General features: G+C 66.5%; 17 protein-coding genes. 15 read left to right on the top strand and 2 right to left on the bottom strand.

Annotation, left to right across the window (positions count from 1 at the left end; translation table 11 throughout):
• The first annotated feature begins 51 nt into the window (after positions 1-51).
• Positions 52-924, top strand: a complete 873-nt coding sequence (locus tag B2W22_RS00415) for an MOSC domain-containing protein (protein WP_286935895.1) — start codon at positions 52-54, stop codon at positions 922-924.
• 67 nt (positions 925-991) lie between these two features.
• Here B2W22_RS00415 and sugE read toward each other — a convergent pair whose 3' ends face one another.
• Complete coding sequence (gene sugE, locus B2W22_RS00410; protein WP_175125056.1) at positions 992-1,309, bottom strand: quaternary ammonium compound efflux SMR transporter SugE; 318 nt, start codon at positions 1,307-1,309, stop codon at positions 992-994.
• Between the two features lie 207 nt (positions 1,310-1,516).
• On the opposite strand from sugE, the gene panD reads away from it, so the two are divergent.
• The 14 genes from panD (at position 1,517) to B2W22_RS00340 (ending at position 17,944) form a co-directional block, all read left to right on the top strand.
• Positions 1,517-1,885, top strand: coding sequence for an aspartate 1-decarboxylase (panD, locus tag B2W22_RS00405; protein ID WP_039883066.1), 369 nt, complete (start codon positions 1,517-1,519; stop codon positions 1,883-1,885).
• Positions 1,886-1,954: 69 nt separating this feature from the next.
• Positions 1,955-3,001: a CDP-6-deoxy-delta-3,4-glucoseen reductase gene (locus B2W22_RS00400; RefSeq protein ID WP_175139257.1), complete on the top strand. Its 1,047-nt coding sequence runs from the start codon at positions 1,955-1,957 to the stop codon at positions 2,999-3,001.
• A 127-nt stretch (positions 3,002-3,128) separates the two neighbouring features.
• On the top strand, positions 3,129-4,385 hold the full coding sequence (locus B2W22_RS00395) for a D-amino acid dehydrogenase (RefSeq protein ID WP_286935894.1): 1,257 nt from the start codon (positions 3,129-3,131) through the stop codon (positions 4,383-4,385).
• A 4-nt stretch (positions 4,386-4,389) separates the two neighbouring features.
• Complete coding sequence (locus B2W22_RS00390) at positions 4,390-5,730, top strand: extracellular solute-binding protein (RefSeq protein ID WP_286935893.1); 1,341 nt, start codon at positions 4,390-4,392, stop codon at positions 5,728-5,730.
• A gap of 211 nt (positions 5,731-5,941) precedes the next feature.
• Positions 5,942-6,853, top strand: coding sequence for a TcpQ domain-containing protein (locus B2W22_RS00385; RefSeq protein ID WP_286935892.1), 912 nt, complete (start codon positions 5,942-5,944; stop codon positions 6,851-6,853).
• On the top strand, positions 6,850-8,475 hold the full coding sequence (locus B2W22_RS00380) for a hypothetical protein (protein ID WP_286935891.1): 1,626 nt from the start codon (positions 6,850-6,852) through the stop codon (positions 8,473-8,475). Before B2W22_RS00385 ends, B2W22_RS00380 begins: the two co-directional genes overlap by 4 nt.
• 2 nt (positions 8,476-8,477) lie before the next feature.
• On the top strand, positions 8,478-9,839 hold the full coding sequence (locus B2W22_RS00375) for a hypothetical protein (protein WP_286935890.1): 1,362 nt from the start codon (positions 8,478-8,480) through the stop codon (positions 9,837-9,839).
• A 265-nt stretch (positions 9,840-10,104) separates the two neighbouring features.
• Positions 10,105-10,320, top strand: coding sequence for a hypothetical protein (locus tag B2W22_RS00370; protein ID WP_254594231.1), 216 nt, complete (start codon positions 10,105-10,107; stop codon positions 10,318-10,320).
• Positions 10,317-12,092: an ATPase, T2SS/T4P/T4SS family gene (locus B2W22_RS00365; protein WP_286935889.1), complete on the top strand. Its 1,776-nt coding sequence runs from the start codon at positions 10,317-10,319 to the stop codon at positions 12,090-12,092. The genes B2W22_RS00370 and B2W22_RS00365 overlap by 4 nt, the downstream gene beginning before the upstream one ends.
• Complete coding sequence (locus B2W22_RS00360; RefSeq protein ID WP_175125050.1) at positions 12,085-13,221, top strand: general secretion pathway protein; 1,137 nt, start codon at positions 12,085-12,087, stop codon at positions 13,219-13,221. Before B2W22_RS00365 ends, B2W22_RS00360 begins: the two co-directional genes overlap by 8 nt.
• Before the next feature lie 61 nt (positions 13,222-13,282).
• Complete coding sequence (locus B2W22_RS00355; protein WP_175125049.1) at positions 13,283-13,900, top strand: type 4 pilus major pilin; 618 nt, start codon at positions 13,283-13,285, stop codon at positions 13,898-13,900.
• A complete protein-coding gene (locus tag B2W22_RS00350) occupies positions 13,897-14,970 on the top strand; it encodes a prepilin (RefSeq protein WP_175125048.1) in 1,074 nt (357 codons plus the stop codon). The genes B2W22_RS00355 and B2W22_RS00350 overlap by 4 nt, the downstream gene beginning before the upstream one ends.
• Positions 14,971-15,050: 80 nt before the next feature.
• Positions 15,051-17,675: an alanine--tRNA ligase gene (gene alaS / locus B2W22_RS00345; protein WP_175125047.1), complete on the top strand. Its 2,625-nt coding sequence runs from the start codon at positions 15,051-15,053 to the stop codon at positions 17,673-17,675.
• Positions 17,675-17,944, top strand: coding sequence for a sulfurtransferase TusA family protein (locus B2W22_RS00340; RefSeq protein WP_175125046.1), 270 nt, complete (start codon positions 17,675-17,677; stop codon positions 17,942-17,944). The genes alaS and B2W22_RS00340 overlap by 1 nt, the downstream gene beginning before the upstream one ends.
• A 121-nt stretch (positions 17,945-18,065) precedes the next feature.
• Here the strand turns inward: B2W22_RS00340 and B2W22_RS00335 are convergent, their stop codons facing one another.
• Positions 18,066-18,647: a hypothetical protein gene (locus B2W22_RS00335; protein WP_239214619.1), complete on the bottom strand. Its 582-nt coding sequence runs from the start codon at positions 18,645-18,647 to the stop codon at positions 18,066-18,068.
• Positions 18,648-18,893 lie beyond the last annotated feature (246 nt).

The raw sequence follows: 18,893 nt of genomic DNA, 5'->3' as shown, positions 1-18,893 counted from the left end.
GCATTTCTTGTATTCTCTGCGGCATTCGCCACTCGTTGAGCCATCGCCGCCATGTCCGCCCGCATCCTCAGCCTGCATATCTACCCCGTCAAATCCTGCGCGGGCATCGATCTGACCGAATCTCCCATCGATCGCGCGGGCCTTGCGCATGACCGGCGGTGGATGGTGGTGGACGCCGCGGGCCAGTTCATGACGCAACGGCAATGGCCGGCCATGGCGCTCGTCCGCACGGCGCTCACTGCTGACGCGCTGCGGCTGTCGGCGCCTGGCATGGCTGACCTGGATATCGCGTTGGACGGATCGGGTCTGCACGGCGACGCCCTCACGGTCGGCGTCTGGGCCGACACCACCACGGCCCGGCGCGAAAGCGAAGCGGCCGCCCAATGGCTGACCCAGTTCCTGCAAACGCCGTGCGGCCTGCTCAAGGTGGACGCCGCGGCGCGCCGCGACGCCAAGCCCGACTGGGTGTCGCGCTGGGTCGATGCGCACCCGGACCTGGCCGACGCCTTCGTGGGCGAGCACTGCTTCGGATTTGCCGACGGGTTCCCGCTGCTGATCGCCAACCAGGCGTCGCTGGACGACCTGAATGCCCGGCTGCAGGCCAAGGGCGTCGACGCCGTGCCCATGGACCGGTTCCGTCCCAATATCGTGGTCGAGGGCGAATGGGAAGCCTTCGAGGAAGACCACACCGCCATGATTTCGGCGGGCGGGGTGCGGATGGCGTTCGTCAAGCCGTGCACGCGTTGCTCGATTCCGGACATCGATCAGCGCACGGCCAAGCAGTACGAGGAACCGGGCCGTACGCTGGCGGGTTACCGCAATCTGGACATCGGCGTGGTGTTCGGCCAGAACGCCATCCTGGATGCGCCGGCGGGGGCGCGGCTCAAGGTGGGCGACGCCGTCGAGATTGAACTGGATTTCTGACGCGCCGCCCTAACGGGGCTGGGGTCTCATTTGGCCCCTAAGCCTTAAGCCCAGCCCGGCCGGAGGCTTACGGCGTGGAAAGCTTCAGGCCCACGAGGCCCAGCACGATCAACGCGACGCTGGCTATTCGCAGCCAGCTCGCCGACTCCCCGAACAGCACGATGCCGGCCACAAAGGCGCCAATCGTGCCGATACCCACCCACACGGCGTAGGCCGTGCCCAGCGGCAGGGTTTTCATGGCCAGGGCCAGCAGCCAGAAACTGACCAGCATGCCGCCCACCGTAACGATGGAGGGGCCAAGCCGGGTGAATCCGTGCGTGTATTTCAGGCCGACGGCCCAGACGATTTCAAATAGGCCAGCCAATACCAGGATGATCCAGGTCATTCACGACTCCCATGTTGCGTTGCCGGCAAGGCGCCGGCATAAATGGGGTCGTCCCCGGAAAACGCGCCAGCCGTTTGACTGTGCGCAGCAACGGGCCGTCCCGCTGCGGCAAAAATTATAGAATACCGGCTTTCGACGGCAAATCCGGATGCCGGGCATCAACCTTGCAACACTTCGCGGACCGGGCCGCGAAACCAGGAATTTTTTATGCAACGCATCATGCTGCGGGCAAAGCTGCACCGCGTCACGGTCACCGAAGCCGACCTTCACTACGAAGGATCTTGCGGCATCGACGAAGACCTCCTCGACGCTGCCGGCATGCGCGAGTTCGAACGCATCGAACTCTACAACGTGACTAACGGTGAACGCTTCGACACCTACATCATCAAGGCGGCTCGCGGCAGCGGCGCCATCTCGCTGAACGGCGCGGCTGCGCGCCGGGCCCAGGTGGGCGACCTGCTCATCATCTGCACGTACGGTCCGATGTCCGAAGAAGATTCGGCCAAGCACAAGCCCCAGGTGGTGCTCGTGGACGACGCCAACCGCGTCAAGGAAATCCGCAAGTTCCCGGCATGACGCCGGGCCGGGCGGAGCGCCTTCCCGGCACAGCCGGATAGCGCTTCGTCGCCTCTGAACCGTTTCATCATGAGCTTCCAGGTCATCATCCAACCCAGCAAGCATCAATTCCCGGTCGAGCCCGGCCAGACCGTGCTCGACGCCGCGTTGGCGGCGGGCATCGTCCTGCCTTACAGCTGTCGCAACGGCGCGTGCTCCACCTGCAAGGGCAAAGTGGTGTCCGGGGAGTTCGACGCCGGCCAGTACCCCGCGCAGATCCTGTCGCCGGAAGAACTGGCCGACGGCTACACGCTGTTCTGCCAGGCCCGGCCGGAATCCGACCTCGTGGTCGAATCCACCGAGGTCCGGCTGGCCAGCGACATCCAGATTCGCAAGCTGCCGTCGCGCGTCCAGACCATGGAACGCGTCGCGCCGGACGTCACGGTCCTCAAGCTGCAATTGCCGGCTTCCGAACAGTTCCGCTATTACGCGGGCCAGTACGTCGAAATCATCCTGAAGGACGGCCGCCGCCGCAGCTATTCGATGGCTGGCGCGCCGCACACCGGCAGCCCGCTGGAACTGCACATCCGGCACATGCCGGGGGGACTCTTCACCGATCACGTGTTCGGCGCCGGCGACACGCAGATGAAGGAACGCGAGATCCTGCGCCTGGAAGGGCCCTTCGGATCGTTCTTCCTGCGCGAAGACAGCGACAAGCCGATCGTTCTGCTGGCCAGCGGCACGGGCTTCGCGCCCGTGAAGGCGATCGTCGAACACATGATCCACAAGAACATCAACCGCCCGGTCGCGCTGTACTGGGGCGGCCGCCGTCCGCAAGACCTTTACATGGACGCGCTGGCGCAGTCGTGGTCCGCGCAACTGCCGAACTTCCGCTACGTGCCGGTGGTGTCCAATTCGCTGCAGGAAGACAACTGGACCGGCCGCACCGGCTTCGTCCACGAAGCCGTGATGCACGACATCGCGGATCTTTCCGGGCACCAGGTCTATGCCTGCGGCACGCCGCTGATGGTCGATGCGGCCCGCCGCGAGTTCAGCGCCCAGAACGGTCTGCCGCCGGAAGAGTTCTACGCGGACGCCTTCACGTCCGAGGCCGATCTGGCGAAGGCCGGGTCTTAAGTAATATGTTTTTTTATTACTTAGGCGGCTGCAAAGCGGCAAGGTAAACTGCTTTGGCAGCGGCCTGCCGGGGGTACGCGGACATCGGGTCCGCGCACGCAACCGGCATGCAAGGAGCGATGCGGGCATGAAAGTAGCGGTATTGGGTAGCGGCATTATCGGCATCTCCAGCGCCTGGTGGCTCAGCCAGGCGGGTCATGACGTCGTGGTCATAGACCGCTGCACCGGTCCCGCCCAGGAAACCAGCCTTGCCAATGGCGCGCAGATTTCCGTCTCCTACGCCGAGCCCTGGGCCAATCCCCAGGCGCCGATGAAGCTGCTCAAGTGGATGTTCCGCGACGACGCGCCGCTGCTGTTCCGTCCGCAACTGGACTGGCGGCAGTGGATGTGGGGCCTGGCATTCCTGCGCGAATGCCTGCCTGGCCGGCTGGCCCCCAACATCCGCGCCATGGTGCGCATGGCCGAGTACAGCCGCGCCACCCTGCGCGGCATGCGCTCAGAACTCGGCATCCAGTACGACCACCTGGAACGCGGCATCCTGAATTTCTACCGCGATCCCCACGAATTCGAAAACTCCCAGCGTGCCGCCGGCCTGATGCGCGACTTCGGCGTCGAGCGCCGCGTCGTGAACACCGACGAAGTCATCGCCATCGAGCCCGCGCTGGCGCCGCATCGCGCCACGATCGTGGGCGGCGACTACACGCCCGAGGACGAAAGCGGGGACGTGCACCTCTTTACCGTCGCGCTGGCCGATCACTGCGCCCGCGCGGGCGTCGAATTCCAGTACAACACGCGCGCCACCCGGCTCCTGACGCAGGGCGGCGCGGTCACGGGCATCGAACTCATCCAGCCCGACGGCCGCTATGCCACGCTGTCGGCCGACGCCTATGTGGTCGCCATGGGCAGCTTCAGCCCCGCGATGCTGCGTCCCCTCGGCATTCCGTGCAACGTGTATCCGGCAAAGGGCTATTCGGCCACGTTCCCGGTGCGCAATCCGGGTGCGACCCCCACCGTCAGCCTGACGGACAGCAGCCACAAGATTGTCTTTTCGCGGCTGGGCGACCGGCTGCGCATGGCAGGTACGGCGGAACTTTCCGGCTATTCGCGCAGCCTGAATACCGGCCGTTGCGAGGCCCTGACCCGCCTTGCCAAAGAACTCTTTCCCGACGCGCTCGATTTCGAGCGCGTCAGCTATTGGTCGGGCCTGCGCCCGTCCACTCCCTCGAACGTGCCCATCATCGGCCGCAGCCGTATTCCGAATTTGTATATCAATACCGGACACGGTACGCTTGGCTGGACGATGGGTGTTGGCTCGGGCCGGGCATTGGCCGATCTGCTCAGTGGACGGCGGCCAGAACCGGAATTCCCTTTTCTTGGTCTGTGAACCTATGAAGAAACTGCAATTGGCGGGCCTTGCCCGCGCGATGTTCGCCAGCCGGCGTGCATGGGTGTTTGGCGCCGCGATGGCGATGGCCGGCGTGGCAAACGCCGCACCCGTCGAAATCCAGGTCTGGCACACCCTGACAGATGCAAACAAGGCCGAGTTCGAAAAGCTCGCCAAGCAATACAACAAGGAGCAGGACGACGTCAAAGTGACGCTGCGCGGCTTCGCGTCGCCGACTGCCCTGGAACAAGAGGCGGTGTCCGCGGTCAAGGCCAAGAAGGGCCCGAACCTGCTGCAACTGTCCGATAACCACTCGCCCGAAGTCGTGGCCCAGCACAAAGCCGTGCTGCCGCTCTACGAACTGCTGGCCAAGTATCCGATCAAGGACTTGAACTGGTTCGTGCCGGCCACCAGCAGCTTCACCCGCGACAGCAAGGGCCGCCTGCTGGCTTTCCCCTGGATGGCCGAAGTGCCGGTGATGTTCTACAACACCGCCGCCTACAAGAAGGCTGGTCTTGATCCCAACAAGCCGGCGCGCACCTGGACCGCGCTGCAGGCCGAACTCCTGAAGCTGCGCGACGTGGCCGATATCGACTGCCCCTACGCGTCCAGCGATCAGGTCGCGGTCCACCTCGAGAACCTGGCGCCGGTCAACAACCAGCTGTTCACCAGCAACAACAACGGCCTGGACGCGGTCACCAAGAAGTCTGCTGCGCCCGCCATGCAGTTCGACACGCTGTACATGCGTCACATCTCGCTGATGGTCAGCTGGAAGCGCTCGCTGCTGTTTACGGCGTATTCCGGCGACAACGCCTCCGACAAGCTGTTCGCCAAGGGCGAATGCGCCGTGCTCACGGCCAATTCGGGCGCGCTCGGCCAGTTCCTCGCCACCAAGTCGCTGTCCTTCGGCGTCTCGCCGCTGCCGTACTACGAGCAAGCCACGAAAGAGGGCGGCAAGCCCTTCGTCAGCGGTTCGGCGCTGTGGGCGCTGGAAGGCCATCCGCAGGCCCAGGAAAAGGCCACCGCGCAGTTCCTGGCGTGGCTGTCCAAGCCGGTGGTCGCCGCCGAATGGCATCAGCGCACGGGTTACCTGCCGCTGACAGAAGCCGCCTTCCGTGCCTCGGACGTGTCGTTCTACAGCAAGATCCCGGGCGCGCAGGTGTTCGTGGCTTCGATGAGCGCCAAGCCCGTCCAGAACGCACGCGGTTTCCGCATGGCCAACTACGAGCGCATCGAACCCGTGCTGAACAAGGAACTGACCGATGCCTTCGATGGCAAGGTGCCTCCCGTTTCTGCGCTGAACAACGCCGCCGCGCAGGCGCGCACCATTGCCACGCAGCGCTGATCGCGCCGCATAGCGGCGCGCTCTCGCAGCGCCGCGCAGCTGAAGAAAGCCTGGTCTACGGACCAGGCTTTTTTGTTGTCCGGATTCGTCGCGCGCGGGGGGTGGATGAATCCATCCGTCCGTACATGCCAGTCTGGCGGCGCCACCGGCGCTCGGCCACCATGCCGTTCAAGCGTGTCGCTTCCGATGCGCGCTTTGTTCGCGGTGAGGCATGGTACGAATCTTCTTTCTGGCGGCCGGGCTGTCCTGCCTTGGCGCATGCACGTGGTCGGGCCCCGGCTCAGGCCGAGAAACAACCTCCTGGCAGGCGGCCAACCCGCCCTCGCATGGGTTCCGCTTCGACTGGCAACTATCCGGCGATCCCGCCGTCGCGCCGCTGCAGGTCTTCGACGACGGGCGCGAGACCTGGCTGCAATTCCAGCCGGGCCAGCCGTTGCCGGCCATCTTCGGTGCAGGCGATGGCGGCGAACTCCCGTTGCCTTATGTGCGCCGCGACCCCTACGTCGTGGTCGCCGGTGCATGGAAAGCACTGCGCTTTCGCGGCGGCAGGCTGACTGCTCGGGCGCAGCGGGCGCATGGTGCGGCGGACATTCCGTCGCCCTTGACCCAATCCGCCTCGCGTATGGTGCAGACCCCGGCAACTGCCCTAGACGCATCGCAGCGTCCGAGGGCGGATTTCACCTCGCACACCAAGCTCGTCGACGATTCGGCTCCGCGCTCGGATGGGGCCGCGCTGGCCGGCACAGAAGCGTCGAACCGTCATGCCGCGCAGTCCGCCACGCTTGCGGGCGCAACGTCCACCGACACGCACGTTGATGCGCAGGCTGCCCCGTTTCGAGCCGCGCCACCCGACGCCACGCTGCGCGCGGTGCTGGCGCGCTGGGCCGGCGCGTCGGGCTGGACGTTCGAACCACAGCATTGGGCCGTAGACGTCGATATCCCGCTGGCGGCCACGGCCGAATTCTCCGGCGACTTCAAAACGGCAGTGCGTGGGCTGCTCGGCGCCACCGAACTGGCCGACCGGCCGCTGCAACCCTGCTTCTATGGCAACCGCGTCCTGCGCGTCGTGCCGCTCGCGCAATCGTGCTCACGGGCGGCCACGCCCAAAGGAGCCGCGGCATGAGGTTCCTTTCGTTTGCTTGCGCCACGCGCGTTCCGGCAACCAGAACGTTTGCCTGCACGGTGCTCTCGTGCGTGCTCGCTGGCTGTTCGGTGTCCGAGCAGGTCACGATCATGCAACGCGCGGCCAGCGGCCGGCATGCGGACGCCGCTACCCGCCATCAGGCCTTTTCGGACGGTTTGTCTGATCGGCAGGCTCGCATCGCCGCGCAGGAAGTCTCCACTCCCTGGCTGGCGGGCAAGCCGCAACCGCTCGCGCGCGAGGTCGCGCTGCCGCCCGCATTACGCGAAAACGTCAAAACCACGCTCATGCTGGCCGACGACGCAGACCTTTCCACGCTGGCGCAGCGCCTGACCGCCGCCACGGGCATTGCGGTTCGAGTGCGTCCCGACGCTTTGCTTCCCCCCGACCAATTCCTGCCGCGTCTTGCCGTCAGCGGCGCGGTGGCTCTCGCCGCACCGGCGCGCATTGAAGTGCGGGCGGATCCTCAGCCGCTCGCCGATCTGCTCGACGCGCTGGCCGCGCGCTTTTCGGTGCACTGGCGCTACGAACACAACGCGCTCGAGTTCTACCGCACCGAAACGCGCGTCTTCGATCTGCGCGCCCTGACGCTCGCCAGCAAGGTCGACGTGCGGCTCGGCCGCTCAGGCAGCGCAGAAGGCGAGGGCTTCGAAAGCACCTCCAACACGACGCTGGCCGCGGGCGAACACAACGCGCTGGCCATCCTGCGCGCAAACGTTCTGCCTTTCCTCACTCGATCCGGCGTTATTGCAGAGTCGGTGGAAGGCGCCGTCACGTTGGTCGTCACCGATACGCCGGACGCACTGGACCGGGTCGCACGCTATCTGGAACGCGAGAACAAGGCGTTGACCCGCCGTGTCCGCCTGCTTTTCGAAGAAATCACCTTTATCGCCAACACGGAAGCCACGGGGGGGCTCGACTGGAATGCCCTTTATGCAGCCGCAGGCGCCACGGCGCGGCTGGCCGTGCCTGGCGTGCCGGCCACCGGCGCAGGGTTGCTTCAAGCCGCATCGAGCGCGGGACCATTCCAGGGCTCGCAGGCCATCGTGTCCGCCCTCAGTGCGATGGGCGCGGTCGTGCGGCACAGCAAGATTCCGGTTCTCACCTTGAACCGCCGGCCGGTCTCGCATGCCGTCAGGACTACGTTCTCCTACATTGATCGCGTGCAGAGCACTGCCATGCCCGGCATGACCGCCACTGGCGCGAACGGATCGCTGCCTGCCGTTTCTATCAGCCAAAAAGAAGAAACCGTCGGCTCGTTCCTGACCCTGGTGCCGGACATCCAGGAAGACGGGCAGATCCTGCTTTCCATCGCGTATGACAACGCGGTCGCACAGCCCCTGAAAACAATCACTTTCGGCGAAAGCGCCAATCAGGTGCAAGTGCAGCAGATCACGGTCGATGGCAGCGGCACGGTACAGCAGATCGAACTGCGGCCGGGGCAGCCCATGATTGTGGCCGGCTTTGACCGCATGAAGGACCAGCACGATCGCCAACGACTGGCGCCCGGACTGCCGCTGCTTGCGGGCGGCGTGGACCGCGCCGCCACTGAACGCCACACGACGCTGATCCTCGTGACGGCTCAGGTCGAGGAAGGGTACTGATCGTGAACAGGGCCCCTCAACTCCTGCTGATCGACTGCCCGGGCGCCGAACGAACGCTGGCGTTCGGCTTGCGCTGGTTCGCGCTCATCGGTTCCAACGTCCCCAAGCTCGCGCGGTCGCGCGGACGGCGCCTGCGGGCCACGCATTACGTGGTGGGCGGATCGCCCGCCATGGTCGCGGGCTATGGACGCACCCGCGCCGGACTCCGGGGTGCGCGATTCAAGCGCCGCGCCGGCGCACCGGCCGCGATGCCGCCGCAGTCAGCCGCGCAGTTGTTTGCCTTGCTGTACCCCGAGGGCGGTCATAGCCTGGTTCGGCTGCCGGACGGGCGCCATTGGCTTGTCGCCGCGCACGGCGGCGCAGTCCTCTCGCAGACCGACCGGGTGTTCGGTTCGCTTGACGAAGCCCAGCAGGAACAGCGGGCGCTGCTCGCGCAGCGTCCGTCCCTCGTGGAGCGCGCGCCGGACCAGGTGTGGTCCGCGTTGATTCAGGCCGTGGATGCCGGCGCCGCGCTTACCGCGCTGCCCTCGCGCTGGGCCGAGCTGCCCGTCGCATTGCGTCTCTTCCTGGCGTGCGTCGGGCTTGCCGCGGCAGCGCCGCCGCTGTGGAACGCCGGCGCCAGCACGTTCTCGCAAAGACAGGCAGCGCCGCCGCAGCCCGTTGCCGTTCGGGACCCGGTGGCCGATGCCTACGAGGCGATGTTGCGCGCCACCACAGTCCAGCCGCCGACGGAGCTGACGCGCTTGCTCGCAAGCGTGGCGGCGCTGCCGGTGCAGGTGCAGGGCTGGGCGTTGCGGCGCGCGCACTGCGATGCTGGCGCGCAGCATTGGAATTGCGCGGCCGTGTACGCCCGCGTTCACCCATTGGCCACGAATCATGGCCTGCACGCGTTGTTGCCAGCGGGCTGGCAGGTGTCGTTCAAGCCGCTCGAGGAAGCCACGCTGGCGTGGCGCCTGGCGTCCGAGCCGATCCGGATTGCCGACATGACGTTGCCTTCGTCGCTGCACGTCGACACGCGGGTGGCGGGCGGACTGCAAGGACTACGCCCAGCATTCGCTTCCGTCGCGCTGTCGCATTCCGTGCCGCTCATGCCGCATGGGCCGCGCCAGCCAGCGGCCCAGCAGCCGGCGGCCAGGCAGGCGAGCGCAGTGCAATCCAATCCAGCGCGGACGGGCATGCCCGTCGTGCGGCGGCGCAGTCTGGCCTTGCATGGGCCATTGCGGTCCATGGCGTTGATGCCGGGACCGGTATCCGCGGCACGCTGGTCGCGCCTTGTGGTGACCGTGCAGCCGCAACCGCGGCCCAGCCTCGTGGCCAGTGCGCTAGTCGCCGAATTGCAGGGAGAACTTTATGAACAGGAATGAGCTTTGCATCCCGCGCCGGTGCGTAGCCCGGCGAACGCTTGCCGGTATCGCACTGAGCGCCGCGGTGGTATCGGCAGGCCATGCGCAAGGCGTGGATCCGGCGTCCGCGCCGCAACCTTGGCCCGAGGTCGAAACCGTACGCACGTTGCTGCGCGCGGACGCGGCGGCCGCGATGTCCGACTGCCAAATCCCGGGTCTTTGCACGATGAACGACGGGAAAGGCCCGATGGCGCCGCCCGCGGGACGCGCGGCGGACGACATACGCGTGACCGCAATCTTCGGCACGGCCAGCCGCTTGAACGTTGACATCGTCGTCAATGGCACGCTGCAGCGCTATCGGGCTGGCCGCGCCGATCCCGTGGCAGGAGGCAGTCTGGCCGCGCCGTATCGTCTGCTGGCCATCGACGGCGCCTGCGTCCGCGTGCAGCGCGACGGCCGCGACCAGACCGCGTGCCTAGACGCCGGGGGCGGACACCCATGATGACGCAGACCCAGCCCATCGCGGACACGCTCGTTCGCCCGCCCGAGCTGCATACGCCCGAAGACGTCGCTGGCATGGATCCCGCCTTTGTGCGCGCTCTGAGCCGTCAGTTTGATCTGGCGGCGCTGGCCGGACGCTTGTGCCCGGTCCTGCTCGAGGGCGGCCTGGCCGCGATCTTTGCCGTCAAGGAATACACCGTCGGCGATCAGATCGACGAGGTCGAGCGCATGGTGAAGGCGGCTGGCTATCGCATGGCAAGTCCCGCGCGATACGTCGTCCCGGCGCCGCTCCTGCTGATGATCGCGCGCGGCCAGTACACGGCGCCCAGTCCCGGGCGCTCAGCGCGGGCCAACCCGGCCGAACGCGCCTCGGCGCTCGCCGCCCTGTTTCTCGACATCGTCCGCTGGGGCGTGGTTCAAGGCGCCAGCGACGTCCACATCAACGTGGACCAGCGGCGTGATGCCAGCGAAATTCGCTACACCATCCACGGCGAGTACGTCGGCTCCGACCGTTTCGCCGGCCTTTCCAGCGCCACGCTGCTCGAAGTCCTTGCCGTGGCGTGGATGGACGTACGCGGCGGCAATGGCGCCGTGTTCGATCCGGCGCTCGAGCAGCAGGGGCGCATTTCGCTGACCGTGGACGCGGCGCCCATCGTGCTGCGCTGGGCGTCGCTGGCGGCGGACGCGGGGCCTTCCGTGTGCCTGCGGATCCTGCGGTTGGATGCAACCGTCAACGGCGACCTCCTGGCCTTGGGATACCTGCCCGGCCAGGCGGAAACCCTGTTGCGGGTGCGTGAGCGCGAGGGTGGGGCCATCGTGCTGGCGGGCGTGGTCGGCTCGGGCAAGTCCACCACCATCGCCGCGCTGATGCGCGGCATCGCGCCCACGCGCAAGGTCATCACGCTTGAAGACCCGGTGGAATACCACATTGGCAACGCGTTGCAGAACACGCTGACGGGCGCGCTGGCGGACGCGGCGTGGCCGACGCTGGATGCCAAGCTCAAGACCATCAAGCGCTCGGCGATGAACGACCTGCTGATCGGCGAGATCCGCGACACGCAGACCGGCCGCGCGTTCATGGATCTCGCCAGTTCCGGCGTCAGCCTGTACGCCACGACACACGCCGGATCGGCCGCGATGATTCCCGAGCGCCTGGCATCCGACGCCATCGGCGTGTCACGCGAGTTTCTCGCGTCGCCCGGCATTCTCAAGCTCTTGATCTATCAGACGCTGCTGCCACGCCTGTGCCCCGGCTGCGCGTTGCCCGTGGACAGCCTGTGGTCGGGCGTCCACGCTCGGCATGTGCAAGCATGGGACTGGCGCGGCTGGGTGCTGGGCATGCAAGACGCGTTCGATCTGCACGCCGAGTCGCTCCGGGTCAGAAACGAAGCAGGCTGCCCCGCGTGCCGGCGCGATCACATGCCGGAATTGAACGGAACGGCGGGGCGCAGCGTTGCCGCCGAAATGATCGAACCCGATCGCGTGCCGGGCTTTCTAGACCAAGTGCGGCAGCGCGACAACCACGCACTGAAGCAACAGTTCCAGCCTGCCACGCGCAGTGCGTGGCGAGACGCCGGCACGCGCGGCGCGCGGGCGCTGGATTGCGCGCTGTATCGGACGAGCCTGGGAGAGATCGATCCGCGCACGCTGTTGCGCCGGTTCGAATTGCCCATCGTGCCCAGCCTGCGCACGGGATCGGCCGCTCCGCTACAGCCCGCGGCGCTTGCGCAGGAGGCCGGCACGGCCCGCTCTGAAGGAGCGCACCATGGCTGATCTCGCGTTGCCGGCATCGCGCGGGTCCCTGCGGTCAGCAGGTACACGCCAGCTACGGCTGGACGCGCTGCGCTTTCGGCCGCAGCGCGCGGATTATTACGAATATCTGGCAGATGTCGTCGAAGGCACGCAAGGCCGAAAGAGCCTGCGCGACATCTTCGAGGACGACGCCAGCCGGTACGGGCCCGAGACGGTGCGCGGCCGCCTCTGTCAGCACTGGGCTGCCGCGTATCTGGGCGCCGGCGGGGACCTGGGCGTCGCCTGGTCCGACACGCTGCCGCACGACGAATGCCTGCTGCTCAGTTGCGTGCAGGAAGAAGGCGGCGATCTGCCCGCGGCGCTGCGCGACCTGGCGCGCGCCGTCCGCCTGGCGTCCGAGGCTTGGTCGGCATTGCTGTCGGCAGCCGCCACGGGCGTCGTTGCCGCCTTGGTGGCCTTCGCGTTGCTGTGCGCCATTCCGTTCTTCAGCGTGCCACGGCTGCAGCAGGTCTTTCAGGCCGTGCCCGCCGAAGACTATGCGTCGCTCACGCGCTGGCTGTTCGCTTTGGCGGGCGGTTTGAAGCAGTGGCTTGCGCTGTGGGTCGTCCTGATATTTGGCGTGGTCATGCTCGCCCTCTGGTCGCTGGCGAACTTCACCGGCGATCTTCGCGCCATGCTCGACCGTTGGCTGCTCTGGCGGCTGTATCGCGATTTCCAGGCCATCCGCTTTCTGTCGCTGCTGGCCGTGCTCATCCGGCAGCACGGCGCGGCCGACACGCGATTGCGCCGCGCGCTGGCCGTGCAGGCGCGCGACGCCTCGCCGTGGCTGCTCTCGCATCTGCACGCCATGCTTGGCCGCATCGACGCAGGCGCCAGCGGCGCAGAAATCTTCGGCACCGGACTGCTGGACTCCCAAACGTGGTGGTACATGGCGGACCTGATGGACGCGCTCGGCGTCGAGCCGGGCCTGGCCCGCGTGCGCCAGCGCGTCGAGGTCCGCCTGTTGGCCCGGGTGCGGCGCCAGGCGCTCGTGCTGCGCTGGTGCTTGCTGATCCTTTCCCTGGCCACGGTGCTGGGCATCACGCTGTGGCATTACGCGGTGATAGACGAGCTGCGCCAGGCACTGACCAATTTCTATGCCAGCCAGTAGTGCTCCGCGGGTTGGCGGCAACGGCGCGGCTCGCCGCGCACTTTAATCAATGAGGATATTCATGAACGCAGTCAGTCTGTCCCGATCCCTTGGTGCGAACCAGCGCGGATTTTCCTTGATGGAAGTGTCCATCGTCACGGCCATCGTTCTGCTCATCGCCATCGTCGGCATCCCTGCCATTGGCGGGTATGTCATTGAAAACAAAGTGCCGAAGGTCGGCGAGGAATTGCAGCGGTTCATCGCCAGCATGAAGATCAACGCGCAAGGCGGTGGCGTGACACCGTACACGGGGCTGGACACCGGCGCCCTGGCCAACGCGCTGCGCGACTCCACGGTGCTCTCGGTGCAGGGCGCGGGCGCCGCGGCGAGCGTGGCGCATGGCCTGGGCGGCTCCGGCATCGGCGGCAGCGGCGTGGTGCAAGTCGAGCCCGCGTCCGTCGACGGCGCGGGGATGGGCTCGGCGTTCACGCTCACGCTCACCAATGTCAGCCACGCAGCCTGCCCAGCGCTCGCGTCCGTGCTTCAACGGGTGTCGGAAATCATCTCCATCAGCGGCAGCAGCGGCGCCAAGGTCGTCAAGGATTCCATCACCAATCCCGCGACGCCATACCGCGCCGCGCAGGCCCAGGCGCAGTGCAGCCAGGGCGACGTAAACACTTTTGTCTTCACTGCACGATGAGCGCGCACCGGGAGGTCCGGCTTTTCCCGGCGGGGCGTCAGCGTCCGTTGGTGTGCCAGCAGGCAGGCTTTTCTCTCATCGGCCTGGCGCTGGCGCTGGCTATCACCACGGCCATCGCCATCTGGGCATCCAACGCGGTCGTCCACGGCATCGAGGCATCTGCCGCCCGTTCAACGGGCGTCTGGCTGACGCAGATCCGGCTGGCGGTGACGGATGTGCTGTCCCGGCACTCCGAGGCGCTGACCAAGGGGGAGCCTCCTCAGGACAGCCAGGGCCAGCCGCTGTTCGGCGATGCGCTGCGGCCCACGCTTTCCGAGCTTCGGGTGCAAGGCCACCTGCCTGCGGACTTTCCCGACCGGTCGGCGCTGGGTTTCGGCGCGGACATCCGGCTCCTGCGCAGCCAGGCCTGTCCCGACGAGCCTTGCCGGATCGACGGCGTCGTCGCTGCCGACAAACCTTTGCTGAAAAAGGGGACGCAATTGCCGGACGAGGTCGCCATGGCTTCGGTCATCGCGTCCGCGGGCGGCTATGGCGGGGCCGTATGGCCGCAAGCGCCGTTCCAGTTGCGAGGCGCCGCCTATGCGTTTCCCAACCCGCCGGCGGCCGACGCGCTCGCGTATCCGCCTGGCACGCTTGCCCTGTGGGCGGGCGCTGGCGCCGGGCAGCCTGACATGAGCGGCTATGTGAAGATGCGCGACACCCGCGATCCGGATCTGCAAGGCAATCTCTCTGTCGCAGGCAACGTGGACGCCGGTGGTTACGTCACCGTCGGAGCCCGGGAGATCCCAGGCCATGCCTGCGGCGTTTCAGGCGGAACGCTGGCCACCTCGGCCGCCGGTCAGCTGCTTTCCTGCGAATCCGGCATCTGGACGCAGGCAAGCGGAGGCTTTGGGGGCGCCTACAGCACCAACTATCCGCTCGGCTGCTTCCATTACACGGGCTTGTCTACGGCCAATCCTCGCACGGGCCAGTGTTCCTGCCCGCCCGGCTACGCCGAGGTCATCGTGTCCGCCGGCGGGAAATGGACGGAAACCGAGGGTTGGACCACGGGTTTCGTCTGCGTCCGATGATGGCCATTCCGCCCATATCCCGCGTATCCCCGCCAACCCTCTATAATTGGCGATTCGCCCTAAATTCTGCTTCATCCACGATGAAATCCTCCGAGATTCGCCAGCAGTTCCTGCAATTCTTCAAGTCCAAGGGACACACCATTGTTCCCTCGTCGTCGCTCGTCCCGGGCAACGACCCGACCCTGCTCTTCACCAATTCGGGCATGGTTCAGTTCAAGGACGTCTTCACGGGCAAGGAATCGCGGTCGTACACGCGTGCCACCTCGTCGCAGCGCAGTGTGCGCGCCGGGGGCAAGCACAACGACCTGGAGAACGTGGGCTACACCGCCCGCCACCACACGTTCTTCGAAATGCTGGGCAATTTCAGCTTTGGCGACTACTTCAAGCGCGACGCCATCCAGTACGCCTGGGAGCTGCTGACGCAGGTCTACAAGCTGCCGGCGGAAAAGCTCTGGGTGACGGTCTACCAGGAAGACGACGAGGCCTATGACATCTGGGCCAAGGAAGTGGGCGTGCCGACCGAGCGCATCATCCGCATCGGCGACAACAAGGGCGCACGCTACGCGTCCGACAACTTCTGGCAGATGGCGGACACCGGCCCCTGCGGTCCGTGCTCCGAAATCTTCTTTGACCACGGCCCCGAGATCTGGGGCGGCCCCCCGGGATCCCCCGAAGAAGACGGCGACCGCTACATCGAAATCTGGAACCTGGTGTTCATGCAATTCGAACGCGATGCCGCCGGCAACATGCCGCGCCTGCCGCGTCCCTGTGTCGACACGGGCATGGGTCTGGAACGCATCGCCGCCGTCCTGCAGCATGTGCATTCCAACTACGAAATCGATCTCTTCCAGCACCTGATCGCCGCCGCCGCGCGCGAAACCGGCATCAAGGACCTCAAAGACAACTCGCTCAAGGTCATCGCCGACCACATCCGCGCCTGCTCGTTCCTCATCGTCGACGGCGTGATCCCCAGCAACGAAGGCCGCGGCTACGTGCTGCGCCGCATCGTGCGCCGCGCGCTGCGCCACGGCTACAAGCTGGGCCAGACCAAACCCTTCTTCCATCGCCTGGTGCCGGATCTCGTCGCCGAAATGGGCGAGGCCTACCCGGAACTGGCCGCCGCCGCGGATCGCGTGGCCCAGGTCCTCAAGCAGGAAGAAGAACGCTTCGGCGAAACCCTCGAACACGGCATGCGCATCCTGGACACCGCCTTGGCCAACGTGCCCAAGGGCGGCGTGCTGGACGGCACCACGCTGTTCACGCTGTACGACACCTACGGCTTCCCGGTCGACCTCACGGCCGACATCTGCCGTGAACGCGAAGTCGAAGTCGACATGGCCGGCTTTGAAGTCGCCATGGAACGCCAGCGTGACCAGGCCCGCGCGGCCGGCAAGTTCAAGATGGCCGAAGGCCTCAGCTACGAAGGCGCCGAAACGCGTTTCGAAGGCTACGAAAAGCTTGAGCTGGACAACGTCAAGGTCACGGCCCTGTACGTGGACGGCACGCAGGTGCAGGAAGTCAAGGCCGGCCAAAGCGCCGTCGTCGTGCTGGACGCCACCCCGTTCTATGCGGAGTCGGGCGGCCAGGTCGGCGATACCGGTCTGCTGGAAGCCGATGGCGTGCGCTTTGCCGTCGCCGACACCCTCAAGATCCAGTCCGGCGTGTTCGGCCATCACGGCACGTTAGAGTCCGGCTCGCTGGCCGTCGGCGACACGCTGCTGGCCCGCGTGGACGCCGTCCGCCGCGCCCGCACGGTGCGCAACCACTCGGCCACGCACCTGATGCACAAGGCGTTGCGCCAAGTGCTGGGCGCGCACGTGCAGCAGCGCGGCTCGCTCGTCGATCCCGACAAGACCCGTTTCGACTTCGCGCAGGATGCCCCGCTGACGGCTGAGCAGATCGCCCGCGTCGAAGCCATCGTCAACGCCGAAGTCCTGGCCAACCATCCCACCGTTGCCCAGGTCATGGGCTACGACGATGCGGTCAAGGGCGGCGCCATGGCGCTGTTCGGTGAAAAATACGGCGACACCGTGCGAGTGCTCGACATCGGCTTCTCGCGCGAACTCTGCGGCGGCACGCACGTCACCCGCACGGGCGATATCGGCCTGTTCAAGATCGTGTCCGAAGGCGGCGTGGCCGCGGGCGTCCGCCGCATCGAAGCCATCACCGGTGACAACGCGCTGGCCTGGGTGCAGAACCAGAACGCCTTGCTGACCCAGGTGGCCGGCATGCTGCGCAGCACCCCGGCCGATCTGCCGGCGCGCATTGCGCAGGTGCAAGACCAGGTCAAGACGCTCGAAAAGGAACTGGAGCAGTCGCGCAACAAGCTCGCGGCCAGCGCCGGCAATGACCTGGCCTCCAGCGCCGCGGTCGACGTCAAGGGCATCAAGGTTCTGGCGGCTAGCATCGGCGACGTCGATCCCAAGGCGCTGCGCGGCATGGTCGACAACCTGAAAGATCGCCTGAAGCCTGCTGTCGTGCTGCTGGCCACCGGCTCGGCCGATGGCAAGATCAGCGTGGTCGGTGGCGTCACCGCCGACCTGACCGACCGCATCAAGGCGGGCGATCTGGTGGGCTTTGTCGCCAGCCAGGTGGGCGGCAAGGGCGGTGGCCGCCCCGACATGGCCATGGGCGGCGGCACGGATATTGCTGCGCTGCCCGCAGCCATCGCTGGCGTGCAGAAGTGGGTGGACGAGCGCCTCTGATGAGCGACGTCGATTCCCGTCTCGATGCCGGCGCCGAGGCGCCGGTGTTCGACCAAGACGTCGATGCCAGCGGGCTCACGTGCCCCTTGCCCATCCTGCGCGCCAAGAAGGCGCTTGCAACGATGGAAAGCGGGCAGGTCGTGCGCGTCATCACGACGGACCGCAATGCGATCCGCGATTTCCAGGCATTTGCGCGTCAGACCGGCAATGCGCTGGTCGCGCAGCAAGAGGCCGACGGTCGCTGCGTGCATTTCCTGCGCCGGCGCTAGCCGGGCGGGCAGTCGCTTCATGAACAGGGCCCGCTTGAAAGCGGGCCTTGTTCTTTGCGGGCGTCACTTTGGCGAATTTTCTCCCTTTTTGGGGCGGCCCTTTATACCGGCGTGTCCTTGCCTACCTGTGAATGGCTGCAGCGACCGCCTGCGTGATCGTGAAGTCCACCAGATCGCCTTCCTTCAACTGCTGAAGTTTTTCGCGCAGCGCCGGATCCCTGACCTGGATGGTGCGCCTGCCGCCTTGGGGTCCCTTCAGGATCACCAGGTTTGCGCTCCGGTTGATGTGCCAGATCTCGGCCGTGATCGTGGTCTGCCGGCCCACTGCGCCGCCGGGCATCGCGCCCTTGGCCGACCGTGTCGCGGCGGTCTCGGTCACGACTTCAGGCGCACCGGAACCGGCGGGACGCACGTCCACGGCCACCGACTCGTAGTAGTCCAGCGTCAGCGTGTCGCCCGCCTTGATCTGCTTGAAGTTGCGGATGTCCGGTCCGGCCACGATGTCCACGGTATTGCCGTCGGCGCCGCGCAGGGTGATGGTCCGGCTGGCCTGGTCCACCGCCGTCACCTGGCCGGAGGCCGTCGTCAGTGCCGCCCCGATCACGCGCGCGGGCGCCTCGGTGGGTAACGCCAGCGCTCCCGCCAGCAATCCCGCCATCGCCAGGCGCGCAACGGGTGAGAAGACTGATTTTTGGTTCTTCATGGTTTGCACACTCCAGTTAAACGACTTTTTGTGGGGAAAAGCGGAGTCAGGCAGGGGCGCGGCAACGCAGCCTGGATCTTCCGGGCGCTTGCAGCAAAGTCGGGGTGGCAGGAGGAGGCTGCCGCTTCATGGCGGCCAGCAAGGGCAGGGCGTAGCGTATTGCGCGGGTCGACATGAAATCCGATCTCTCCAATCAGATTGCTCTTCAGACGCACCAACTGCTCAAACGCATGACAACCGGGGTAG

The organism is Achromobacter sp. UBA4530, from assembly GCF_002388205.1.
Taxonomy (GTDB): domain Bacteria; phylum Pseudomonadota; class Gammaproteobacteria; order Burkholderiales; family Burkholderiaceae_B; genus Achromobacter; species Achromobacter animicus.
This window is presented reverse-complemented; position numbering and strand designations above follow the sequence as displayed.